This window comes from Amycolatopsis sp. A1MSW2902 (genome assembly GCF_017312175.1).
GTDB lineage: Bacteria > Actinomycetota > Actinomycetes > Mycobacteriales > Pseudonocardiaceae > Amycolatopsis > Amycolatopsis nivea.
Window position 1 is genome coordinate 4,352,597 of record NZ_QJPO01000001.1, and the last position, 22,932, is coordinate 4,375,528.

The 22,932-nt window shown below is 65.9% G+C and carries 23 protein-coding genes and 3 pseudogenes; 10 read left to right on the forward strand and 16 right to left on the reverse strand.

Translation table 11 applies throughout. From position 1 onward, the window contains the following. Nucleotides 1–21: 21 nt before the first annotated feature. Nucleotides 22–699 (reverse strand): phosphoribosylformylglycinamidine synthase subunit PurQ, encoded by a 678-nt coding sequence (locus DMP23_RS19920; RefSeq protein WP_337822057.1) that lies wholly within the window; start codon nucleotides 697–699, stop codon nucleotides 22–24. Beyond that, nucleotides 696–3,479, reverse strand: a complete 2,784-nt coding sequence (locus DMP23_RS19925) for an AIR synthase-related protein (RefSeq protein ID WP_337822058.1) — start codon at nucleotides 3,477–3,479, stop codon at nucleotides 696–698. Before DMP23_RS19925 ends, DMP23_RS19920 begins: the two co-directional genes overlap by 4 nt. 246 nt (nucleotides 3,480–3,725) lie before the next feature. Between DMP23_RS19925 and DMP23_RS19930 the strand changes: the two genes are divergently transcribed. The 3 genes and pseudogenes from DMP23_RS19930 to DMP23_RS48055 form a co-directional block, all read left to right on the forward strand. Further along, entirely contained in the window at nucleotides 3,726–4,382 is a 657-nt protein-coding gene (locus DMP23_RS19930; RefSeq protein ID WP_337822059.1) for an isochorismatase family protein, read from the forward strand. Further along, nucleotides 4,379–4,777 (forward strand): hypothetical protein, encoded by a 399-nt coding sequence (locus DMP23_RS19935; RefSeq protein ID WP_337822060.1) that lies wholly within the window; start codon nucleotides 4,379–4,381, stop codon nucleotides 4,775–4,777. Before DMP23_RS19930 ends, DMP23_RS19935 begins: the two co-directional genes overlap by 4 nt. Continuing rightward, a pseudogene (locus DMP23_RS48055) lies at nucleotides 4,774–5,148 on the forward strand (chorismate-binding protein); the annotation flags it as partial. The gene DMP23_RS19935 and the pseudogene DMP23_RS48055, both read left to right, overlap by 4 nt. 28 nt (nucleotides 5,149–5,176) lie before the next feature. On the opposite strand, the gene DMP23_RS19940 reads toward DMP23_RS48055, so the two are convergent. After that, a complete protein-coding gene (locus DMP23_RS19940) occupies nucleotides 5,177–6,085 on the reverse strand; it encodes an IS5 family transposase (RefSeq protein ID WP_337822061.1) in 909 nt (302 codons plus the stop codon). A gap of 83 nt (nucleotides 6,086–6,168) precedes the next feature. Between DMP23_RS19940 and DMP23_RS19945 the strand changes: the two genes are divergently transcribed. Genes DMP23_RS19945 through DMP23_RS19955 form a run of 3 tightly spaced genes read left to right on the forward strand, consistent with a single transcriptional unit; the run spans nucleotide 6,169 to nucleotide 9,823 of the window. Continuing rightward, entirely contained in the window at nucleotides 6,169–7,320 is a 1,152-nt protein-coding gene (locus tag DMP23_RS19945) for an anthranilate synthase family protein (RefSeq protein WP_337822062.1), read from the forward strand. Continuing rightward, nucleotides 7,317–8,117: an SDR family NAD(P)-dependent oxidoreductase gene (locus DMP23_RS19950; RefSeq protein ID WP_337822063.1), complete on the forward strand. Its 801-nt coding sequence runs from the start codon at nucleotides 7,317–7,319 to the stop codon at nucleotides 8,115–8,117. Before DMP23_RS19945 ends, DMP23_RS19950 begins: the two co-directional genes overlap by 4 nt. Continuing rightward, the gene (locus DMP23_RS19955; RefSeq protein WP_337822064.1) at nucleotides 8,114–9,823 is read left to right on the forward strand and encodes a carbamoyltransferase N-terminal domain-containing protein; all 1,710 of its coding nucleotides are present in this window, start codon (nucleotides 8,114–8,116) and stop codon (nucleotides 9,821–9,823) included. Before DMP23_RS19950 ends, DMP23_RS19955 begins: the two co-directional genes overlap by 4 nt. 76 nt (nucleotides 9,824–9,899) lie before the next feature. Here DMP23_RS19955 and DMP23_RS19960 read toward each other — a convergent pair whose 3' ends face one another. After that, nucleotides 9,900–10,412 carry a hypothetical protein gene (locus DMP23_RS19960; protein ID WP_337824515.1) on the reverse strand — a complete coding sequence of 171 codons (513 nt, stop codon included), beginning with the start codon at nucleotides 10,410–10,412 and terminating at the stop codon, nucleotides 9,900–9,902. Between the two features lie 1,334 nt (nucleotides 10,413–11,746). Here DMP23_RS19960 and DMP23_RS19970 point away from each other — a divergent pair. Further along, entirely contained in the window at nucleotides 11,747–12,625 is an 879-nt protein-coding gene (locus tag DMP23_RS19970; RefSeq protein WP_337822066.1) for a LacI family DNA-binding transcriptional regulator, read from the forward strand. Nucleotides 12,626–12,654: 29 nt separating this feature from the next. Here the strand turns inward: DMP23_RS19970 and DMP23_RS19975 are convergent. The 5 genes from DMP23_RS19975 to DMP23_RS20000 form a co-directional block, all read right to left on the reverse strand. Then, nucleotides 12,655–13,823 (reverse strand): IS3 family transposase gene (locus DMP23_RS19975; RefSeq protein WP_443111277.1). Its coding sequence is split into 2 segments (ribosomal slippage): nucleotides 12,655–13,554 and nucleotides 13,557–13,823, totalling 1,167 coding nucleotides; the frame shifts between segments, so codons are not numbered across the junction. 34 nt (nucleotides 13,824–13,857) lie between these two features. Further along, nucleotides 13,858–14,508 (reverse strand): ABC transporter ATP-binding protein, encoded by a 651-nt coding sequence (locus tag DMP23_RS19985; RefSeq protein WP_337822069.1) that lies wholly within the window; start codon nucleotides 14,506–14,508, stop codon nucleotides 13,858–13,860. After that, nucleotides 14,472–14,720, reverse strand: coding sequence for an iron chelate uptake ABC transporter family permease subunit (locus tag DMP23_RS19990; protein WP_337822070.1), 249 nt, complete (start codon nucleotides 14,718–14,720; stop codon nucleotides 14,472–14,474). The genes DMP23_RS19985 and DMP23_RS19990 overlap by 37 nt, the downstream gene beginning before the upstream one ends. A 5-nt stretch (nucleotides 14,721–14,725) precedes the next feature. After that, a complete protein-coding gene (locus DMP23_RS19995; RefSeq protein ID WP_337822071.1) occupies nucleotides 14,726–15,529 on the reverse strand; it encodes a FecCD family ABC transporter permease in 804 nt (267 codons plus the stop codon). Next, nucleotides 15,526–15,732: a hypothetical protein gene (locus tag DMP23_RS20000; protein ID WP_337822072.1), complete on the reverse strand. Its 207-nt coding sequence runs from the start codon at nucleotides 15,730–15,732 to the stop codon at nucleotides 15,526–15,528. The genes DMP23_RS19995 and DMP23_RS20000 overlap by 4 nt, the downstream gene beginning before the upstream one ends. Nucleotide 15,733: 1 nt before the next feature. On the opposite strand from DMP23_RS20000, the gene DMP23_RS20005 reads away from it, so the two are divergent. Further along, nucleotides 15,734–15,874 (forward strand): hypothetical protein, encoded by a 141-nt coding sequence (locus DMP23_RS20005; RefSeq protein ID WP_337822073.1) that lies wholly within the window; start codon nucleotides 15,734–15,736, stop codon nucleotides 15,872–15,874. A 371-nt stretch (nucleotides 15,875–16,245) separates the two neighbouring features. Here DMP23_RS20005 and DMP23_RS20010 read toward each other — a convergent pair whose 3' ends face one another. The 3 genes and pseudogenes from DMP23_RS20010 to DMP23_RS20020 form a co-directional block, all read right to left on the reverse strand. Next, on the reverse strand, nucleotides 16,246–16,707 hold the full coding sequence (locus DMP23_RS20010) for a methyltransferase domain-containing protein (RefSeq protein WP_337822074.1): 462 nt from the start codon (nucleotides 16,705–16,707) through the stop codon (nucleotides 16,246–16,248). 50 nt (nucleotides 16,708–16,757) lie between these two features. After that, nucleotides 16,758–17,921 (reverse strand): annotated as a pseudogene (locus DMP23_RS20015) (ABC transporter ATP-binding protein). A 54-nt stretch (nucleotides 17,922–17,975) separates the two neighbouring features. Further along, on the reverse strand, nucleotides 17,976–18,182 hold the full coding sequence (locus DMP23_RS20020; protein ID WP_337822075.1) for a hypothetical protein: 207 nt from the start codon (nucleotides 18,180–18,182) through the stop codon (nucleotides 17,976–17,978). A 95-nt stretch (nucleotides 18,183–18,277) separates the two neighbouring features. Between DMP23_RS20020 and DMP23_RS20025 the strand changes: the two genes are divergently transcribed. Next, nucleotides 18,278–18,436, forward strand: a complete 159-nt coding sequence (locus DMP23_RS20025; protein WP_337822076.1) for a hypothetical protein — start codon at nucleotides 18,278–18,280, stop codon at nucleotides 18,434–18,436. 149 nt (nucleotides 18,437–18,585) lie between these two features. On the opposite strand, the gene DMP23_RS20030 is transcribed toward DMP23_RS20025, so the two are convergent. From DMP23_RS20030 to DMP23_RS48060, 4 genes and pseudogenes are all read right to left on the reverse strand, one after another. Next, nucleotides 18,586–19,353 (reverse strand): ABC transporter ATP-binding protein, encoded by a 768-nt coding sequence (locus DMP23_RS20030; protein ID WP_337822077.1) that lies wholly within the window; start codon nucleotides 19,351–19,353, stop codon nucleotides 18,586–18,588. 45 nt (nucleotides 19,354–19,398) lie between these two features. Next, a complete protein-coding gene (locus DMP23_RS20035; RefSeq protein WP_337822078.1) occupies nucleotides 19,399–19,707 on the reverse strand; it encodes a hypothetical protein in 309 nt (102 codons plus the stop codon). Then, nucleotides 19,656–20,282, reverse strand: coding sequence for a pyridoxal-phosphate dependent enzyme (locus tag DMP23_RS20040; RefSeq protein ID WP_337822079.1), 627 nt, complete (start codon nucleotides 20,280–20,282; stop codon nucleotides 19,656–19,658). The genes DMP23_RS20035 and DMP23_RS20040 overlap by 52 nt, the downstream gene beginning before the upstream one ends. After that, a pseudogene (locus DMP23_RS48060) lies at nucleotides 20,203–20,571 on the reverse strand (pyridoxal-phosphate dependent enzyme); the annotation flags it as partial. The gene DMP23_RS20040 and the pseudogene DMP23_RS48060, both read right to left, overlap by 80 nt. Before the next feature lie 281 nt (nucleotides 20,572–20,852). Here DMP23_RS48060 and DMP23_RS20045 point away from each other — a divergent pair. Beyond that, complete coding sequence (locus DMP23_RS20045) at nucleotides 20,853–22,742, forward strand: alkyl/aryl-sulfatase (protein ID WP_337822080.1); 1,890 nt, start codon at nucleotides 20,853–20,855, stop codon at nucleotides 22,740–22,742. Nucleotides 22,743–22,932: the final 190 nt, after the last annotated feature.

Sequence of the window (22,932 nt, forward strand, 5' to 3'; positions counted from 1 at the left end):
TCGTGCCCTGGCAAGCGACCGTCACCTTGCCGCGCGCACTCCGTTCTCGAAAAAAGCCAGCCGCACGGCGGGATCAGCGGCCCGCTCCGGGTGGTTCATCAAGCCCAATGTCAGACCGTCCACGCTGCCGATGCCGGCGATCGCACCGGCGGAGCCGTCGACTTCCGCACCCTTCGCGTAGCGGAGCGCCGGGCGCCATTGCTCACCGCCCTTCGGATCGCTGCACTCGAACCGGCCTTCGCCGTGAGCCAGCGGGAACGCTAGTTTCTGCCCCTCAAGCCCGGCCAGCCAGACATTGTCCGCGGTGTGCTCGACGATGTGTTCAGCGGAAGGTTCGTCGAGGAAGGTGCCCTGCCGATTGGTCCTGAGTGCCACGTCAGAACCGAAACACCCGAGGCGCACAGCAATCTGGAAGCCGTTGCAGATGCCGATCATCGGCCGTGAGCGGCAGTTGCGGAACTGTTCGGCCAGTTGAGTGCGCAAGGCCAGCGCGGCGATGAGGCCACCGCCGAGGTGGTCCCCGAACGAGAATCCGCCCGGGACGCAGAGGAGATCGGCGTCGTCGAGTCGTTCGTCCGCGGACATGAGATCGGCGAGATAGCGCAGCCGTGGTGCCGCACCGACCTGAGCGAAAGCTCGCATAGTCTCGTCTTGACAGTTGGTGCCGGGGAAGTGGAGAACGTTGACGGTAACGGTCATGCCAGACTCCGGGCGAATGATTCCAGCCAGTTCTCACGGACGAGCGGTGTCAAGAGCTCTTCGCCGCCGACGCGAACCCCCGCGCTGGCGGACACCCGCCCGACTTCGATCGCGTCGAGCTCGGGCGGCAGCGAGGCGAACACATCGGCGGGGACTTCTATCAGAGCGCCCGCACGGTGTTCAGCGAACATCGACCCGATGCCGGACATGCCTTCGACCACATCGATGCCGAGTCCGCTCGCGAGCGAAGCCTGGACAAGTGCGGACATGAGGCCGCCTGGTCCCAGCCGGACACCGCTGGCGAACCGGCCGCGGTGGCCGGCGAGCGCGCCCAGATACCGGCTGAAGGCTTCCAGGCCAATCGGATCCAGCTGGCTGTCGGGAAGACCCAGTTTGCGCGCCGCGACGGTTCCAGCCGGCGATGGCGTGCGAGGCCCGATGAGTGCCACCACGTTGCCGAGGCCGCGCCATTGCTCTGATACGAGTCCGTCGGCGTTCGGGAGTTTCCCCAGCGCGGTCAGGAACACCGCGGGTGGCACGTGCACCATGCCTTCGTCCGTCGCGATGGACCCCGCTGAAGAGTCCTTGCCTGACAACACCGGCACCCCGAAGCGGCGCACCAGCGCAGCGAGCTCGTCGACCATCGCGACAAGCCACTCGGCCCAGCTCTCGGACTGATGCGGCGTGTAGAAGTTGTCGCACAAGCAGATGTCAGCAAGGTCGACGCCCGCCAGCACCTGACCTGCGACCGCGTCGCAGAATGTATGCCGGAGGGCGGCAACCGGGTCGATCTCGAACAACCATGGGTTGAAGGCTGTCGTCACCACCGCCGCGGCCGGGCACCCGTCGATCGGGGTGCCTGCCCAGTATCCGCTCCGCGCCGGGTGGGCATCTCCGTATCTCGGGCCATGCCGGGTGTTCCCTTGAACTGTCGAGTCGTATTGCGAGTCGGCGTAGTGCTGGGAACAGACCTCGCCGTCGGCTACGACCTCCGCCAAGAGCCTGCCCATCTCGCCGATGCCCATCGTGGGCCACTGCACGTCCGGCAATCGACGGACGGGGGTACCAGACGTGGCGCGGTGCGGTACATCGAACTCAAGCAGCGCGTAGGGAACGTCGAACCCGCGGTCACCGACTTCGTCAGGCATGTCACCGTGCTGACACGCCAGGATGTCATCTTCGGTTTGCGACAGGTTGTGGAAAACGCAATACCGCCCGTTACCGGAAAACCGGCCGATGACCGCGCTCCGGGTTTGGTGGCGATCGAGGATCCGTTTCGCCGCTGCGTGGGCTTCAGGCGGAATCGCCAGCAGCATCCTCTCCTGCGATTCCGACAACAAGATGCGCCACATAGGGAGGGCAGCGGTCTTCAGCGGAACCAGCGCGGTGTTGATCCATACCCCCGTCGGTTCCCCGATCTCGCCCACAGCACTGTTCAGGCCCGCACCGCCAACGTCGGTGAGAGCGCGGAGGCACCCCGCGTCTCGCAGGTCGATCAGCGCCTTGCGAAACTTGACCTGTTCCAGCGGTGCTCCGATCTGGACGGCACCGACGTCCATTGTCGCGCCCGCGGAACTGGCCGACGCACCATGAATCCCCTCGTTTCCGGTCAGCGCCCCGATGAGCACTACCAAGTCTCCCGCCTGCGGCGTTCGCTTATCGGCCAGCTCCGAGGGAAGGATCCCCAAGCTGCCGCCCAAAGCGAACGGCTTGGCCCGATAAGCGGGGTGAAAAGACATCCGCGAAGACATCATCGGGACGCCAAAGGTGTTGCCGTACTCCTTGACAGCCCGGATCGTGTCCCTCGCCAGTTCTCGTGCCGCCGGCCTGCCCGCGATTGGGGCCGCGGATCCGGGAAGGCCCAGCGCAGTGTACTCGAAATTGCCGATGGGATCGGCCCCCAGTCCAGTGCCAAGAATGTCGCGCAGAACGCCGCCGACCTTCGTGAGCTGCCCGAAGTAAGCGGAGATCGCCGAGGGACCGTTGTGCGTCTCGGCTTTGACTACGATCGCTTGTCCGTCGTAGAAAGACCACACCCCGGCATTGTCATGGAACATGCTGATGATATTCGGGTTGCGGGTAGCCGCCGAGGCGTCAGCCAGCTTCTTCAGCAGGTTCCCCAGCGACTTCCAGGTCGTATGCGCGCAGTGGTCGCTCCAGCGAGCGTCCAGCGCCTCCAGCAAGACGTCAGTGGTCCACGCCGCACCGGTTTGCACCTGAATATCCCGAATACGCCGCATCTGCTCTGGCGAAAGGTTGCGCCCACTCGCCGTACCGAGTTCCCGCAGCCCTTCCTCGTCAGCAGCACGGAGGTCGTAGTGTTCCGCCCGGTCCTGGTACCCAGCAGGCAGCAACGTCTCGTAGCGGGGCTCCTCGACGTGCAGCTCCTCGATCGTCGGGTTCACCCGTGTTTCCCGAAGCCGGCTTGCGAGGTCCGGTGCCGATGAACGGTAAATGGTCGCCATTTTCCCGGCGCAGGCGGAGATCCCCAGCAAGGAGCACATAGTCACTATCGACTGGCATTCGTTGTCCACCACCCCGTTCCGGTAGGTGATCTGCACCTCGTCGTCCCGTAACGGCCTGTCTGGTTCCGCGATCACGCCGGCGGCCGCTCCCAGCACCGCACAAACCTCAGCGATCTGCGTATCGCCGGGATCAGTGTCGAACTCGATGTAGTAGGCGCGAAAGATCTCGAGGTCCGCCAGACCGAGGACGCGACCGGCCTCGACCGCATCCGGTGCCTTGTCCGCCGCATGAATCACCGAAAACTTGCGGATCACCGAACTCCTCGTCATCGCTGCCGGTTCGAAATCTAGGACATCCGGAAGTCAAGCGCGTCGCCAGCACGATCAACTACGAAATCTACCGTGATTCTGGTCACTTCCCCGCAGGGCGGGCGCTGGCTTGACGGCTTTACCTGGTCGTACGTAGCGTCCGCTCCCGATCATTCCCGAGCTGGCGGGCCCTTTTCTCGCTCAGTGACATCCGCTGGCTCCCGCCCGCAACCTGCCCGGACGAGGTTTTTCATGACCGTTCCTTCGATTGCCGCGTATGCAATGCCGGATCCATCAGACCTGCCTAGCCAGTACGTCGACTGGGTGCTCAATCCCGAAAGGGCAGCGCTTCTCGTCCATGACATGCAGGAGTACTTCGTTCGGTTCTTCCCCGCTGGCGAATCCCCGGTGGTCGAATTGGTCGATCACTGCGCGCTCCTCGTCGAGCAATGCCGCTCTGTGGGGGTACCAGTGGCGTTCACCGCTCAGCCGGGCGGCATGAGTCCCGCCGAACGGGGGCTTCTCCAGGGCTTCTGGGGTGCGGGAATGTCTTCCGCGGAAGGTGACCGGGCCATCGTGGAGCCGCTGACTCCCCTGGCCACCGAAACAGTGTTCACCAAGTGGCGCTACAGCGCGTTTTTCCGGTCGAACCTGTTGGAGTTTCTCCACGAGCAAGGACGCGACCAACTCATCATCTGCGGCGTTTATGCCCATGTCGGCTGCATGGTGACCGCGATCGATGCTTTCACCCACGACGTTCAACCTTTTCTCGTCGGTGACGCGGTCGCCGACTTCACCGCCGACTATCACGAAATGGCGCTGCGCTACCTCGCCGAACGCTCGGCCCTCGTGCTGCCGACCGTATCCGTGCTCCGCTCACTCACCGCAACAACGAAGTCGGCTTCATGAGCACTGCTTCCGTACGGGGGTGGCCCGACTTCGGCGCGCTGACCGGTCTCGGACATAAGGATTTCGCGCTGCTGCACAGACCGCAGGCGCACCCCAGCCCGCAGGTCGAACTTCTAGCAGGAGATTCCTTCCCGGTCGCCAGCTTCTCCGCTCTGACGAAGCTCGTTCAAGAGAGTTCGCAGAGCGTGCTTGCGGTCTTGCCCTACAACGTGATCGGCGAGTTCGGCCACCCGTGTCATCGGGACGACGCCGCGCTTCTCGCTCTGCGCGTCGCCTATCGGGAAAGCCTTCCCCTGGATATCGCCGTCGAGCGGCTGCCCATGACATCCGGTGAGCTGACTGACGTCCGCTTCAGCCAGGACGACGACGAATACGCCAAGAGGTCACAGAGGTGATCAGGACTGAAGTCGGAACCGGCCAGGGCTCGAACTTCGTCGTCAAACGGTCGCTCACCGCACGGATCGCCGACTTCCGCATCGCCAGGGCGTTGGGAATCTTCCAACGCCTTCTTGTCGGCGAACGCGGTGCCTACTGGACGTTCCTGGTACACGTAGCGGGAACGACGTTCGTCGGTGCGACGCCCGAGCGACATATCAGTGTCCGTGACCGTACCGTCACGATGAACCCCATCAGCGGCACGTACCGACATCCGTCCACCGGGCCCGACCTCACCGGTCTCCTTTCCTTTCTCGAAGACTCGAAGGAGACGGACGAGCTCTTCATGGTCGTCGACGAGGAGCTCAAGATGATGTCTCGCATCTGCGAACGAGGTGTGGTTGTACAGGGCCCGTTCCTCAGAGGGTGTTGTGGAACCTGGGTGGGTAGTCGTTGTGCTCTTCTGCTAGGCGGCGTGCTGCTTCGGTTTCGATGGGGCCGCGGGGTTCGATGTGTTCGTCGGCGAGGCGGGCGGCCATGAGCCGGATCATCGCGAACTGGATCATCGCCTCGGCATGGGCGGTTTTGCGTTCGTAGTCGCGGGTCAAGCGTCTGCACCTCGTGAGCCAGCCGAAGGTTCGTTCCACCACCCACCTGCGGGGCAGCACCTGGAAGCCTGCCACATCGGCGTTGCGGGGCACCGCCACGATCTCCAGGTTCTCCCGCTGCCGGGCCCAGTCCACGAGGGTGGCGTCTTTGGAATTGACGCAGCCGCCGTCGACCCACACCAGCCCGAGCCGGGGAAAGACCCGCCGGATCCCGGTCAGGATCCGGCGGGCCCCGGGCCGGTCCTGCACCGACGCCGACCCCACCACCACGTTCAGCAGAAGCCCGAGCGTGTCGACCAGCAAGTGCCGTTTGCGGCCGCGCACCCGTTTCCCCGCGTCCCAGCCGATCTCCTCGCCGCCCTCGACGGTTTTCACCGACTGCGAATCCAGCACCCCGGCCGAGGGCTGCGGGTCGCGGCCGTCGCGTTCGCGGACCCGGCCGCGCAGCACGTCGTGCACCCGGGCCCAGGTGCCGTCCGCGGTCCAGGCGGCGAACACCCGATACGCCGTGGTCCACGGCGCGAGATCACGCGGCGCCAGCCGCCACGCACACCCGCTGGCCAGCACATAACTGATCGTGTCGATCACCAGCCGACGCGCATGCACCCGCGGCCGCCCGCCCACGCTCGGATGCGTTCTGGGCAGCAGCGGTTCGATCACCGCCCACTGCGCATCCGTCAACGACGACGCATAAACCGGCTTGCACACACAGACACACACCCGACCCGATGATCAACACCACGCCACTACCACCACCGACACACCGAACCGATCACCAGGTTCCACAACACCCTCTCAGGGAAATGCAGAAGCTCACGCATACCGAGTTCCTCCTCCGCGGCCGGACCGCGCTTTCCCTCCCTGAAGTGCTTCGGCGCAGCCTGTTCGCGCCAACGGTAACCGGCAGCCCGCTGACAAGCGCACTAGCCGCGATCATGCGGCACGAGAAAACAGGTCGACGGTATTACAGCGGGCCGCTGGCTCTTTTCGACCGGAGCGCTGCAGGCGTGCAGACACTCGACTCGTGCATCATGATCCGCACAGCGGAGATCAGTCCCCGCGGCGACGTCGAGATCGGCGTCGGTGCCACCATCGTCCGCGGTTCACGGCCGTACTCCGAAGCGGCCGAGACGCGGTCGAAGGTCACGGGGCTGCTCGCGGCGTTCAGCGGCGGCCAGGAGCTGCCGTGCGGGGAAGCGCCTGGCGCTGCGCCGGCGATGGCAGCGGACCCGAGAGTTTGCGCGGCGCTCGAACACCGTCGGGGCAGGTTGTCTTCTTTCTGGATCAATGAACCGACCGCACGTGTCACGGCACGAGGCCGCGCAGCCAGGCTTCGGGTGTGTCTGGTCGACGCCGAGGACTCGTTCACAGACATGATGGGCCACCAGCTCACCGCACTCGGCTACGACGTGCGGATTACTCGCTGGTCGGACCCTCGGGTCGAGACTGGCACGGACTTGATGATCGTCGGCCCAGGGCCGGGTGACCCGCGGGACGTCAGCGATACCCGGATCGCTGCAGTTCACCGGCTCACCCGGGCACGGCTTGCCGGCGACCTCCCGTTTGTCTCGGTGTGTCTCGGTCACCAAGTGCTATGCGTGCAGCTCGGCCTTCCGGTTCTGCGCAAGGAGAATCCGAACCAAGGCGTTCAGAAGAACATTTCCTTTTTCGGCACTCCTCTCGAAATGGGTTTCTACAACACCTTCGTCGCTATGGATGATGGCAGGAGAACTGTCCCGGGCCACCAGTTTCAGGTCAGCAGCGATCCGTTAACCGGCGAAGTCAACGGAGTTCTTGGTTCGCACTGGGGCTCGTTCCAGTTCCACCCGGAATCGGTGATCAGCAAGGACGGCAACGGATTCCTCGGCCGGTTCTTGCGCCTCGTCTCCGGGAAGGCGACCGATGGCCGAGCGGGCGGCTCGAGTACCGTCAAGTTGTCGAGGAGCACACAATGAACAACGGAAACCGTGGTGTGGTCTTTGTGTCCGGCGCGTCATCTGGTTTCGGGATGCGCACCACAGCGCTGCTTGCGACTGAGGGTTACCACGTCATCGCGGCCGCTCGGCACCGCGACCGACTGGAAGACCTCTGTGCCAAGAACACGGACTTGGCGGTATTCCCGCTTGAAGTCGATGTGCGAGATCGGGAAGGACTCGCACAGTCAGTTCATCGACTCCCTGCGGAATTCCGGGACGTTTCCGCAGTGATCAACAACGCCGGTCTCTCGAAGGGTTTCGAACCGGTCCAGTCCGGTATCTGGGACAACTGGCGTGAGATGGTCGAAACCAACGTTGTCGGCCTGCTTAACGTCACCAACCTGCTGCTTCCTCGCCTGGTCGAACGCGGCTCAGGCCACGTCGTGAACGTAGGGTCGATCGCCGGCAATTACCCGTACCTCGGCGGGAACGTATATGCCGCTACCAAAGCCTTCGTGCACCAGTTGACCCTGAACATGCGAGCCGATCTCCACGGAACCGGTGTGCGTGCCAGTTGTATCGCACCGGGCAAAGCGGAGACCGAGTTCGCGCTCGTACGCCACGGGGGAAATCGAGAATTAGCGCGGGAAACCTACCGCGGGATAACCCCGCTCGACGCGGACGACGTCGCCGAAGCGGTGTCCTGGTGCCTTTCCCGCCCTCCGCACGTGAACATCACCATGATCGAGATCATGCCTACCGACCAGCCGTTCAGCCTCGGTTTCGTGCCACCGCGAACTGAGCCAACCGGCACAGCGAAAGGAACCGACCTGTGATCACTTGCGGGCTCAAGCTCACCCACGACGCATCCGTGGCACTGATCGACGACGGCGATCTCGTTTTCAGTGTGGAGATCGAGAAGCTGGACAACCGTTCCAGGTACAGCGAAGTCCCTGATCTCGAAATTGTCACCGAGATTCTCGAGAGCTTCGGATTTCGCCCATCTGATGTGGACGACTGGGTCGTGGATGGCTGGGATGGCGACCGCCCTGGAACAGTCGAGGTTCTCAGCCACGGATCGCCGATTTCCCTCGCGGTCGGTCCCTATCGCGAATCAGAGCAGTGCCCGCACCTACTGATGCCGAGCGCGACCGGAAAGTTTCAACTCGGCGGAAAATTCTATTCCTACTCAAGCCACCAGCACGTCGCGGGCCATGTGGTGAGCGCGTACTGCTCGAGCCCCTTCGCTGCTAGGGGCGAGGCATCGTTCGTGCTCGTCTGGGACGGCGGGTTGTTTCCCCGGCTGTACCGGGTCGATCCGGCGACAGGTGTCGAGAACCTCGGTGCGCTGTTCCCCGTAATCGGACACGTCTATGCCACAGCCGGTCACCACTTCGGACCGTTCCGGCGACAAGTCCAGTCACCTACCGTCGACGACCTCACAGTCGCTGGAAAGCTGATGGCATATATCGCGCTAGGGGAACCCCGCGAGCAGGTAGTGGCCGTATTGGCCCGGGAATTCGAGCACCTTTTCACCGGCACCGGAGAGCCGGCGCGTTCCTATCGCGACCGGGTCGGCGGATTCGGCAGTTTGTTCGAGCCGTCCATGCCGCCGTTGCACGGGTTCTTCGACGCGGTCGAGGCTGAGGTCGCCGCGCTCGGATATTCCGACGCCGACGCGCTCGCCAGCATCCACGAGTTCCTCGGCAGACAGCTTTCCCGACGGTTGACCGAGCGGCTCGGAGAGCTAATCGGTGGGGTGCCACAGAACCTCTGCTTTGCCGGCGGCTGCGCGCTGAACATCAAGTGGAACAGCAGCATCCGATCACTCGATTGCGTCCGCGAAATGTGGGTTCCGCCGTTCCCCAACGACGCGGGATCAGCTATCGGCGGAGCAGCGCTGGCGGTGGCGAGAACTTCCGGTCTCCAGGCTTTTTCGTGGCATGTCCGATCTGGCCCGGAGCTGCGGCCGACCGTTGAACTGCCGACCGGATGGACCAAAGTGCGGTGCAGCACCTCCGAACTTGCCGCTCTGATCCACGAATCAGGCGAGCCCGTCGTGGTGCTCAATGGCCGCGCTGAGCTCGGTCCACGTGCTCTTGGCGGGCGCAGCATTCTCGCTCCGGCCACGTCGCCAGCCATGAAGGACAAACTCAATACGCTCAAGGGAAGGGAGAATTACCGGCCTGTCGCGCCCATCTGCCTTGAGAAGGAGGCACCGGCGGTGTTCGACCCAGGTACACCCGACCCGTACATGCTCTTCGATCACGACGTCCGTCCGGAGTGGCGGGAGCGCATCCCCGCGGTCGTACACTTGGACGGCAGTGCTCGGCTGCAAACGGTCTCCGACACAGACGATGCCGTCCTCGCGGAAATTCTTCACGCCTATCGACGGCTCAGCGGAGTTCCGGTGTTGTGCAACACCAGCGCGAACTTCAACGGACGTGGGTTCTTTCCCGATGTATTGTCAGCGATTCGCTGGGGCCGGGTGGACCATGTGTGGAGCGCGGGAACTCTGTTCACCCGGACCGGGCAAGCGTGAGTTCGAGCTCGGAGATTCCGAGGTTGATCTCCTGACACGGCTGGGCGCGCTCGCTTGAGCGCGCCCAGAGAGATGGTCATCGCGCAGCCGCGACGCCTTCGTGGTCGGACTTGCGGCGCTCCAGTTCCTCCGCGACGCGGTGCCAAGCCGTCGCGCAGGCACGAGCCGCGTCCACCACTGCACGGCTGCAGTGCGCGGGCACCCCGTCGATCACCGTTCGCCAGTCAGACTCGTCAATAGTGTGCAGGTGCAGGAGCCGCAGAATTGCCCGGCCGCCCTCGGTCAACCGCAACGACGGATCGCGCAAGAGCTGCGCGAACGTGTCGCTCGACACGCGAGCAGACGGCGGGGGCAGGGTGGCCACGTTCGAGGGAACCAGGTCAGAGCCGCGCTCGCTCGTCCGGTTTTCCTTCGGCGATCCGGTGCGTAACCGCGGCGGCAGGGGATTCTCGTCCCGACGCAGGCGATCCCTGACGTCCTTCGCCGTCGCTGGGGTGATCCCGGCGGCCTCCGCTACCTTCCTGATAGACGCCGACGGTTCCGTGGACAGGTACTCAGTCGCACTCAGTCGCCCCTCGGCCGGGTCCACCGGCCGAACACGACCATCGCGGCCGACCCGCGCGGGCCGCGCGGGGCACCGGGAGCTCCAGGCGTTTGCGAAGTGCGGCGACCGTCTTGTCCGACACACCTGCCCTCGCGGCGATCGTCACATCCGACCATTGCGGATGAGAAGCGAGGATCCGAGCGGTAGCGGCTGCGCGGTCTGCACGCGAGAGTGGGAGTCCGTGGGCAGCGTTCGCGCAGACAGCCACGACGAACGCGTCCTCCGCCGTTCCGTCGAAGAACCTTGCTTCGATGGTGGCCCGGCCGACCGAAGCCGCCGCGCGCAGCCGGTGCATCCCGTCGATCACCCGCATGGTGGGCCGATGGACCACGATAGGCGGCCACGAACACCTGAGCTGAGAGATCGCGCGGACATGGTCATCGTCTTCGCCGTTCACCCGGGGCGAATCCGCTGGATGCAGGTCGGCGATCTGCACCACTCGCACGCTGCTGAGCTCGAACCACTCGGTTTCCCTGTTCACGGGCGGCCCCGTGGCTTCGTCTTTCATGAACCCTCCCCGATTCATCGAACCGTGTGCGCTCGCCTCACGGCCAAGACACACAGATTTCTACCGGTCAACCGGACAACGTCCGGGCTGGATTATCAGGCCCCAGTTGAATGGTCGCGGCGGTGAGGGCCAACCTTGGGGTGCTGCAGCCAGGCGATACGAGATCGGCCGACGACCCCTCGGCAGCCTCCGAAGAGCAGCCTGTTCTGGCGGGTCGCTGAGCGTGCCGTCCGAGGCGAAGACGAAGATCACTACCAGTGCACCACTCCGGGCCAACGATGCCGACCGTAGCGCCGTCTCGGACCTCACGTACCTGCCAGGACGGTGCCGAAGAGAACCCGTAGACAGCTCGGTTGATCCGCATCCGGGGCATGCGGCTTGGATGCGGATAAGGCAAGGTCGGGGCCGGAAGGCTATCCTTTTCGGCGAGTGTTGTGTCGTAGGTGATTGTTGGCAGACCCGGAGAACTCAGTTGCCCGCCAGTCCAGACCCATTCGGCCCGCAGCGGACAAGGTCCGAAGTCGGCATCGATGCCGGAGGAGGCCTCCACATCGCATACATCCGTGTTGCGCAAGGTTTTCCAGAAGTCGGCCTCGGTAGGGCGTGGACCCCGGTGCGCGACAAGATGTGCGCGCTCCGGCGGAGACTCGACCTGGACCACTCCTGCCCCCTCCTGACAGCACTGAGACACCCGTTGCGGAACGGTAATCAAACAGTTGCGCAACATCAAGACTAGCCCAGTCATCGCCCGGCCCCGTGAACACAAAAGTCGTCGTTGCTAGAGCTCGCAAACCACGAAAGAGGTGCACCAATGGCACTGAGCCACGTTGCGCAACGCGCCAAGGTGTCCGTATCCACCGTGTCTCGATACTTGCGTGGACAGTTGAACGTCAACCCTGAGACCGCAGCGCGGATCGACGAGGCGGTGCGTGAGCTCCCCTACGAGGTGTCCGCAACGGTCCGTGATCGTAAGCCGCTGAAGGCAACGCAGAACGTTGTGATTGCGATGATAGTGCCCGAACTGGTTAACCCGTTCTTCGCCGAGTTGACCGAAGCGGCCGCGACCGCGGCCGCGGCGAACGGTGTTTCGCTTCTTATCGGCGTCAGTGGTCTCGAATCCCGGCGTGAAGCCGCCTTGAGCTATTTCGTAGCCGGCAGCAACACCATCGACGGCCTGATCTACGTCGGAATGCATCGAGAGAACGAGAACCTAGCCCGGGCGATCGAAAACGGGTTGCCCGTCGTCGTGGTTGGCGAGGAGATATCGGGCACTTCGACGGCCGATACAAGTTCAGTCGACAACTACGGAGGTGCCTACCAGGCAACTACCTACCTCGCGCAGCTGGGACACCGCAAAATTGCGCACGTCGCCGGTCCAGTCGAACTCTCGACGACGCGAGATCGTGCTCACGGCTATCGGGACGCGATGGCGGACGCCGGCCTGTGCATGCACGAAGAACTTGTTCTCCACGGTCCGTATACCGAGCAGTTCGGTGCGAGCACATTCCCGCGACTGGTACGTTCTGGTGAATCTCCGACCGCGGTATTCGTCGGCAGCGATATCGTTGCGATTGGCATGCTGTCCGCTGCCGACTTGCATGGAATCCGTATTCCCGACGACCTTTCCATCGTTGGCTGCGACGGGATCGGCGTCGGCGAATGGCAACGCCCGCAGTTGACCACTCTGTGAGGTTTCCCCCGGGGGCCGGACACCGGGTTTTATGCCGCGTGGGCGTGGTGGTGACGATAGCTCTGACGGGTTTCGTGGGGTGTGCGGTAGTCGAGTGTGGAGTGGAGGCGGTGGTGGTTGTAGTAGGCGAGGTAGGCGAAAACGGCTTTGCGTGCGTGGTTGCGGGTGGTCCAGGAGCGGGTGCCGATTTCGGTTTTGAGGGTGGCGAAGAAGGATTCGGCGGCGGCGTTGTCGTAGCAGGACCCGGTCCTGCCCATCGACGCCCGGATCCCGTGTGCGGTCAGGGTGTCGCGGAACTCTGTTGAGGCGTATTGGGTGCCGCGGTCGGAGTGGAACACCGCGCCCGGAACGGTCAGGCCGCGGTCCGCGGCCAGGGCGATCGCGTCGCAGACCAGGTCGGCGCGCATGTGCGGCGCGAGGGCGTGTCCGACGATTTCGCGGGTGTGCAGGTCGAGCACGGTCGCCAGGTAAAGCCAGCCTTCCTCGGTGGGCAGGTAGGTGATGTCCCCGACCAGCCGCCGGCCGGGAGCGTCGGCGGTGAAGTCGCGGCCGATCAGATCCGGAGCATGGGCCGCGGTCTTGTCCTGGCGGGTCAGCGACCGGGGTTTGCGCCGGGTGTTCCCGGCAATGCCGCGCTCGCGCATGATCCGTTCGACTCTCTTGTGGTTGGCCGTTTCGCCGCGGCGGCGCAGCTCCGCGGTGATCCTCGGGCTGCCGTAAGCACCCTGGTGGGCGGCATGGATCCCGGCGATCTCCCCGGCCAGCCGGTCCTCCGCGACGGCTCGCTGTTCGCGGGCCGCCGCGGAGGCGAGCCACTCGTAGAACCCGGGACGGCGCACATCGAGGACACGGCACAGCCGGGCGACGCCATAGACGCCGCGGTGGGCGGAGATGAACCGGTAGCTGCGGGTCAACGATCCATCTCCTGCGCGAAATACGCGGCCGCTTTCCGCAGAATCTCCTTTTCCTTCTCCAGCTCCGCCACTCGCTTCCGCAACTCGCGCAGCTCCCGCTCGGCCGTCTCGCCGCCGGACTCCGCCGCCCGCTCGGCGCGGTCGGCGGCCCGCACCCACGTCCGCAAGGTCTCGTGGTTCACCCCCAGCTCACGAGCCACCCGCGCCAACGGACGAGACGACGACCGCGCCAACGCGACCGCGTCCCGCCTGAACTCTTGCGGATACTTCGACGAACCAGACACAACAACATCCTTCCACCAGGCCAAAGGCCAAGGATCAGAGTGTCCGACCCGACGGGGGAACCTCAGGTCCGACCTCGACCTCGACACCGAACACCTCGCGTACCCGGTCGGGGGTGAGGACGTCGCTCGGGCTGCCCGCCGCCACCACTGTGCCGTGGTTCATGAGTGCCAGCTGGTCGCAGAAGCGGACTGCCAATGATAGGTCGTGCAGGACGACCACGGCGGTCCATTCGGCTTTGGCGAGCAGGCGCATGAGGTCGAGCTGGTGGCGGATGTCGAGGTGGTTGGTCGGTTCGTCGAGCAGGATGGCGGAGGGTTCCTGGGCGAGCGCACGGGCGATGTGGGTGCGTTGGCACTCGCCGCCGGAGAGCGTGTTCCAGGCGCGGGCGCGCAGGTCGTTCAGGCCCATGCGTTCCAGCGCGCCGTTCACGATGGCGGCGTCGCGGTGGTCGTGGCCGCGCCAGGTGGCGCGGAACGGTGTCCGGCCGAGCTCAACGACATCGGCGACGAGCAGGTCGCTTTCTGAGATCGCGTACTGGTCCACGAACGCGAGCTGGCGCGCGATCCGCGGACTTCCCCAGTCCTTGATGTCGACTCCGTCGTAGCGAACGGCACCTCCCTCCGGCTTGCGAAGACCTGCCAGGCATCTCAGGAGCGAGGACTTTCCGGAGCCGTTCGGCCCCACCAGCCCCAGCACCTCGCCACTACGACACCGACCGGCACCTCCCGCGGGGCCAGCGCAACCCGCGCCAACGCATCGGTCCACACCAGGAACAATGCGCCCACGATGGCGGCGAACGGGATGAGCACCCGGTGCCGGGGCCCGACCACGAACCGGGCGGCGTGCGGGACGATGAGGCCGACGAAGCCGATGGCACCGACCGACGCCACCGCCACCGAGGTCAGCAGCGCGGTGAGGACGAGCGCGGCGATACGCGGGTGGCGCGCACGCTGATGCCGAGCGACTCGGCGGTGTCCTCCCCGAAGGAGAACGCGTCGAGGGCCTGGGCCCGGGACCAGCAGCCCACCAGCACGACGACGCAGGCGAGCGCGCAGAGGACGACCGAGTCCCAGCGGGCGGAGGTTATCGAGCCCAGCAGCCAGTAGGTGATGGTGCGGGTGGTCTCGGCGTCGGCCGAGGCCATGATAAGCAGCGAGGCGAGCGCGGCGAAAAGCTGTCCGACGACGACACCGGTGAGTACGATGCGGACCGTCCGCATGCTGCCGCGCAGCAACAGGATCATCAGCCCGAAAGACAGCAGCGCGCCCAGCAGCGCCCCGCCCGACAGTCCGAGCGCGGTACCACCGAGGCCGAGCACGGTCACCCCGACAGCACATGCGGAGGCGCCGTTGGACACGCCGAGCAGGTACGGATCGGCCAGCGTGTTGCCGGTCAGGCCCTGCAACACGGTGCCGGACACGGCCAGCATCGCGCCGACCAGCGCCGCCAACAGCACCCGCGGTACGCGCAACTGCCAGATCAGCGAGTCGAGCAGCCGGGGCAGCGGCTCCACCGACAGCCCGAACCGGACACCCACCGCGTGCACCAGCTCCGGCAGACCGACACCGTTGGCGCCGACACCGCCCGCGACCCCGACCGACAGCACCAGCACGACGAGACCGCCGGCGAACAGCACCCACGCAGGTGTCGCGGCGCGCCGCAGCTCGGTCGTTGGAGCGGCGGTCGTGTTCTCGGTGGTGGTCATCCCAATTTCTCCAGACCGTCGCCGATCACCGTGAGTGCCTTCACGCTGTGGACGGTCGCCTCGAGCTCAGGACCGGGGACGGTCACGAAGCGTCCGGCGCGAACCGCGCCCAGCTGCTTGAGCACCGGGTCAGAGGTCAGCATCTGGATCTTCTCTGCCGCGGAGTCCCCCTGCTCGCCCCGGTCGGGCAGGTCGGCGAGCACGATGATCGACGGGTCGCGGGCGGTGACCTGGTCCCCGCTGACCTGCGCGAAGTCGCTCGGGATGTCGTCGAAGACGTTCGTGGTGCCGAGCAGGTGGCTGATGTTGGCGGGGATCCCCGTGCCGCCCGCGACCCAGGGTTAGCCGTTGAAGACGGAGTACAGGTAGGCGATGGTGGGCTTCGTCGGGCGCGCCGCGGCCGTCTTCTCCGCGTCGGCCACCATCGCGCGCTGCGTGCTGGCCAGTTGGGGTACAGCTTCGACGGATCCATCTCGATGTTGTCGTACATGGTGCCATCCCCAAATCCGTGCGAGACCAGATAGTGCTCGAGTTCCATCGGGAAGAACAGGCGATAGCTGGTCACCTCCTCCTCCGCGGCGCCCGTCGACAACGTCCAGGTCAGATGCCGGGTGAGGATCTGCCGGCGACGATCGACAGTGAACGAAGCCTCCCCTGTTGCCGTGAAGTTCTCCTGATCGATGGTGAACGTGCTCCGCGCGCCCAGCCCCGCCAGGTCACCGATGGGGTTGTGCAGGCCCAGCACCAGCAGCGTGCCCTCCGTCGCGTACGCTGCGAACGTCGCCATCGACCGTTCGATGTCGGCCACCGGGTGAACGTTCTCGAGCACCCACCCCAGGCAGGTGATCACATCGAACTCGCGCCCCACCCAGACGTCGCGGATGTCGCCCACCTCGAACCGCATCAGCGGATACTCGCGCCGCGTAATAGGCGATCATCGGCTCAAGGTAGTCGACGCCGACGCATTCATACCCGGCATCATGCAGGTAGGCCGACTTGAACGCGGTGCCACAGCCCAGGTCGAGAACCGAGCCTGGCGCCTCCTTGCCGTTCTGCACCAGCATGTCGTGGCACATCTTCATCAACCGGATACCGACGGGGTCGAATCGATAGACCACGTCGTACAGCTCCGGGCTGCGGTAGAGGAAGCCCGATGTGTTCGAGATCGTCGGATCCACGATCCGCTCCTTGTCGTGACGTTCAGAGGTCCTGATGTTCGGTGTACCGGTCAAGAATCCGCCACCGCGGATCCGTCGAGCTGCGAGGCGAGCAGGTCGATGTAGGCTCCGCCGGCGGCGACGAGTTCCTCGTGCGTCCCGGTCTGGACGACCCGGCCACTGGAGAGGACGATGACGCGATCCGCGGTCCGGATCGTCGAGAGCCGGTGCGCAATGACCATGGTGGTACGGTCGTGCCGGGCCTCGTCCGTCGCGAGAGTCACCGCCTGCTCGCTCGCGGCGTCGAGGTTGGACACCGCCTCGTCCATCACGAGGATCGGGGCGTTCTTCAGCAGCGCCCGCGCGATCGCGATCCGCTGCCGCTGGCCACCGGACATGAGTGCGCCCAGTTCCCCCGCGACCGTATCGTCCCCGTCCGGTAGCGATGTGATGAACTCGTGCGCCTGGGCGGCCCGGGCGGCGGCCTCCGCCTCGTCGTCGGTGGCATCGGCCCGGCCGAGACGGATGTTGTCGCGCAGGCTGGTGTTGAACAAGAAGATGTCCTGTGGCACCAGTGTCATGAGGCCGCGCAGATCCTCCTGCGGGAAGTCCCGCACGTCGTACCCGCCGACCGACACTGTGCCGTCGGTGACGTCCCAGAACCGCAGCAGGAGGTTGGCTCAGGTGGACTTGCCCGCACCGGAGTGCCCCACCAGCGCGACGGTCTCGCCCGGGCGGATCTCGAAGCTCACGTGGCGCACGGCGGGCCGCAGGTCACTGCGGTAGCCGAAGGTGACGGCGTCAAAGCGGACGTACGGCTCGACGGGACCGCCGGGCGGCGCGCTGACCAGGTCGGTGACCGGGGCGGGCGCGTCGAGCAGGGTGTTGATGCGGTCGGCGGAGGAGGCGACCATGGACAGCTCGCGGGCGACCTCGGTCACCTTCAGCACCGGCAGCATCGCCATCGCGGCGAGGACGACGGCGACGGGGAACAACGCCCGGTCGAGTTCGCCCGCGAGGACCAGCCGGGCGCCGAGGACGAGCACCGCGAGGATGCCCAGCAGCGCGATGGTGTCCGTAGCGGCGTACTCGATACCGCTGCGGCGGCCGTGCCCGGCCTTCGCGTCGGCGAGCCGGGCGCTCTGGCGGCGCAGCAGCCCGAGGCGCTGGGCGTGCGCGCCGAAGTTCACCAGCTCCCGTAGGCCCTGGAAGGTGTCGGTGCTGTCGGCGCTCATCTGACCGAGGGAGTCGCGCAGCTCGTGTCCGTGCCGTTCGGCCTGGCGCCGCAACTATGCCGGGACCGAGGCGAGCAACACCAGGATCGGCAGCAGGACACACGCCAGCGACCAGTGGAACAGCCCGAGCGCGACCGTGGTGGCCACCGGGACGGCCGAGGCGACGGCCAGCGGGCTGAGGGTGTGGGCGAAGAACAGCTCGATCTGTTCCACATCGGGGACGGCGGCGGAGCCGAGGTCCCCGGAGCAGCGTTCGAGCATGTAACCGGGCGAGCCGCTCGAAGGCGGCGAACACCTTCGCCCGGGTGTCGGCCAACGCCCGGAAGGCGGCGACGTGGGCGTAGGTGCTGTCCGCGATGTTCATGACGACGACCGGAACGATCAGGGCGCCGAGCGCGATCAGCCAGCCGCTGAGCTGGTCGATCGTCGCGTCTGCGGCCGCCCGCGCGACCACGTACGCGCCGATCCCCGCGGAGGCCAGCAGGAGCAGCTGGTTCAGCACCCCGGCCAGATAGGCGACGGTGATGAGCAGTCGGTGCTCCCCCAGCAGCGGCAACAGGCTCCGCAGACGGGGGTGACCAGCGACCGTCCCGACCATCGACGCGTCATCGCCGTGCCCGTGACCGTGCCCGTGTCCGAAGCCGGTGGGTGTGGGTGGTCGCCGTCATGCGGGCACTCCAGTCTGGGTCGCGACGAACTCGGCGTAGAGGCCCCTGCGCGCCAACAGGTCGGGATGGCTGCCGAACTCGACCACCCGGCCGGAGTCCATGACCACGATCCGGTCGGCGTCGCGCACCGTGGACAGGCGGTGGGCGATCACGACCGTCGTCCGGCCGCGAGTCAGCTCGGTCAGCGTCTGGGTGATCTCGGCTTCGTTCGCCGCGTCGATGCTCGACGTCGGCTCGTCGAGGACGAGGACAGGGGCGTCCTTGAGCAGGGCACGCGCGATCGCGATCCGCTGACGCTCGCCACCGGACAGCTTCAGCCCACGATCGCCGACGACCGAGTCGAAGCCCCGCGGCAGCCGGGCGATGAAGTCGCTCACCTGCGCCGCGGCCACCGCACGATCGATCTCCTCGTCGGTGGCGTCCGGCTTGGCCAGCAGCAGGTTCTCCCGGATCGTGCCGTGGAACAGATAGGTGTCTTGCGACACGACGCCGATCAGCGCCCGCAGATCGACCAGCGGGAATTCCCGGATGTCCCGATCGTCCACGCGAACCGAGCCCGCGTCGACGTCGAAGTAGCGCATCAACAGCCCGAGCAAGGTGCTCTTGCCCGCCCCGGAACGGCCGACGACGGCCACCCGCTCACCGGGCGCGACCGACAGGCTCAACCCGTCCAGCGCCGGTGTCCGCCGGGTCGGGTAGCAGAACCGGACGTCCGCGAACTCCAGTTTGGGTGGGCTGTGCCGCAGCGGGGACGCGGTGGTCACCGTGTCCTGCGCCTTTGCCTCCAGGCACAGCACGTCGGCGATCGACTAGCCGGCCGGGATGGCGTAGTAGGCCGCGTGATACGCGATCTCCAGCTCGTTCATGGGCCGGAAGGTCTCGCGGGTCAGCATCAGGATCGTGAACAGCCCGGAGATGATGACCGCGCCGATCGTGGTGTGCCAGGCACCGAGCACCGGCGCAGCCGTCGTGCCGATCGGCACCAGCAGCGCAGCGATGCTCGACGTACCGCACCAGGCGATCATCAGCCCGATCGAGTCCCGGCAGAAGGCGTTGCCTCTCTCGATCATCTCACGGCCGCGCCGGCGGCTGGCGTTGAACTCCTTGAGCGTCGCCATCCCCTGCACGGCGTCCAGGCTCTCCGAGTACATACCCCGGTAGGACACCATCCAGCGGCGACCGCGTTCCCGGATCGCCTGTTCCCCGCCGAACCGCCGATCAGGATGCCGAAGTTGCGGACCAGATAGCGACAGGTCTCGAAGGCCTCCGCGTCGCCGGCCTTGATCCCTTCGTCGATCAGGCTGTAGTCCAGGGTGTCGCAGATCTCCCCGACCTCCGGGGTCCCCGTACCGGACTGGTGGTAGTGTGCTTCGTCCCCGCCGAAGTTGACCGAGCCCACCGGCTCGACCCCGATGATCCTCAGGTCCGGGATGCGTTCCCGCAGGACCCGGCCCGTACCGCAGAGCGAACCACCCGTGCCGACGGCCCCGTACAGGTACTGGATGTTCTCGCCCAGGTCGTCGTGCAGTTCGAGGGCGAGCGCCCGGTAGCCAGCCGTTGGGGTTGCCCGGGTTGCGGTCCTGCGCGGTGAGGTAGGCACCGCGATCGGCCGCGAGCCGACGGGCCGCGGCATAGCGCTCAGCGCTGGCCAGCCCATCCCGCCCGCCCGAGATGTTGAAAATCTCCGCCCCATAGGCGAGCATTCCCCGCAGCTTGTCCTGGCTCGCCTGGTTGTCCACCACGGCCGTGAACTTGTATCCCCGTTCGGCGGCGATGAGGGCTAGGCCGAGTCCGGTGGTGCCGGAGGTGGCCTCCACCAGCCACCCACCAGGGGCCAGCAGCTGCTGTGACGTGAGCACCCGAGAAACGTACCTGAAAACCGACATCATTTTCAATTGAGGTGGCGGGCGGACGTGCCTCCAACAGCACCGAAGCAGGGGCGCAGAGGCCTCGCTACCAGCAACGAAGCGGGGACAGTCCATGATCTTGCGGGTGGCAAGTGATCTCGACCATGCCGGAGTCGGCGGCCGCTCCGACCGGAAGGGTCGAGGTTGGCAACCAAGAACGCGACGGCCCTCTCGGCCGCTGTGCCCATGGCCATGGCAGCTTGGCCGTTGACACGCTGCCTTGACCTACCGGAGTGGTCCCCGCGGCCTGGGCGATCGACGATGGTGGAACGCGCTGAGATCATGATCAAATAGTGGGGCCTGTAGCGCAGCCGGGTTGCTTGCGACAGGAAACAACGCATGGAGGCGGAATCGACATGTACGAACCCCGAGCGAGCGCCGCGACCCAGGCGCGGATCAGCCAAGCGCACGAGAGATACCCGTTCCACGACGTTCAGGACTTCAGCGACGCCCAGCGGGGTTTCGTCGGAACTCGCGCTGACCGGCAGATCCGAGCCGCTGACGGGCGCGTCGTTTGGGACCTGGGCTCCTACGATTTCCTCGATCAACAGTGCTCTGGCACCGTGAATCCCAGCCTGTGGCGACAGGGGCAGCTGGTCAAGATCGATGGTCTGTTCGAGGTCGTCGAGGGCGTCTTCCAGGTGCGCGGGTTCGACCTGTCCACCATCACCTTCATCGAGGGCGACGCCGGCGTCATCGTGCTCGACCCGCTGATCTCCACCGAGACGGCCGCCGCCGCTCTCGCGCTCTACCGCGAGCACCGGGGTCACCGGCCAGTCACCGCCGTGATCTACTCCCACAGCCACGTCGACCACTTCGGCGGTGTCCGGGGCGTGGTCACCCACGACGACGTCGCGTCCGGTGTTCCGATCATCGCGCCGGCCGGTTTCCTCGCCCACGCCGTCGCCGAGAACATTTTCGCCGGCCCGGCGATGGCCCGCCGGTCGGCCTACATGTATGGGACGCTGCTGGACAAAGGGCCCACCGGCCAGATCGGTGCAGGTCTGGGCCAAACCATTTCCACCGGAACGATCAGCCTCGTCTCCCCGACGGTCGACATCACCCACACCGGGCAGAACATCGTCCTCGACGGCGTCGACTTCCTCTTCCAGCTCACCCCCGGCACCGAGGCACCGTCAGAGATGAACTTCTACCTCCCCGACCACAAGGCCTTGTGCACCGCGGAGAACACCTCCCACGTGATGCACAACATCCTCACCCTGCGCGGTGCCCCGGTCCGCGACCCCCACATGTGGGCGAGCTACCTCACCGAAACGATCGACTTGTTCGGCGACGACCTGGACGTGTTGTTCGCCTCGCACCACTGGCCGACATGGGGCCGCGAGCATGCCGTGGAGTTCCTGCAACAACAGCGCGACACCTACGCCTATCTGCACGACCAGACCGTCCGCCTGCTCAACCAGGGCCATACCGGCAGCGAGATCGCCGAAATACTCCAGATGCCACCGGCCCTGGAGGCGCAATGGCACACCCGTGGCTACTACGGATCGCTCAGCCACAACGTCAAAGCCATCTACCAGCGCTACATGGGCTGGTATGACGGCAACCCCGCACACCTGTGGACCCACCCGCCCGTCGAAGCGGCCCAGCGCTACGTCGAACTTGCCGGCGGCGCCGACCAGCTGCTGGCTCACGCCCGCAAGGCCTACGCCGAAGGCGACTACAGATGGGTCGCAGAGGTGGTCAACCACCTTGTCTTCGCCGACCCCCACAACAGCGAAGCGACCGCCCTGCAAGCCGACGCGCTAGAGCAACTCGCGTTCGGCGCAGAGAACGCCACATGGCGCTGCGCCTACCTCACCGGCGCCACAGAACTGCGCAACGACAACATGAGCGCGCCCACCAACACAGTCGCACCCGACCTGATGTCCGCACTGACCATCGAACAAATATTCGACAGCGTCGCGATCCGCGTCAACGGCCCGCGCGCGTGGAAGGCGCACCTCGTCCTCGACTGGGTCATCCGCGACGAAGACCGAACCGTCCGCACCGAACTGCGCAACGGCGTCCTCATCCAACGACGACCGAAGACCCGCGACACAGAGGCAAACGCAACGATCACACTCGACCGGCCCACCCTCATCGGCCTGATCAACGGAACCGTCCCTCTCCTCGACGCCCTGGGCGACAACCGCATCACCGCCCACGGCGACCTCACCGCCCTCGCAGAACTCGCCGGATACACCGACCAACCCGCACGCACCTTCGAAATCGTGCGCCCATGACCAGACACCCCCAGCATGACCACACCGGGCCTGTCTCACGAACGGGTCGTTGCCGGTCACATCCGGACCCACCCGGGTCCGCCGGCCGATCACCACGAGCAGGAGCCGGACGGCGACCTCGACACCATCGGTGCCGACGTGACGCGAGCCGCGCAGGGTCTCGCCATCCACTGCGAACGCTGGCGGCGCC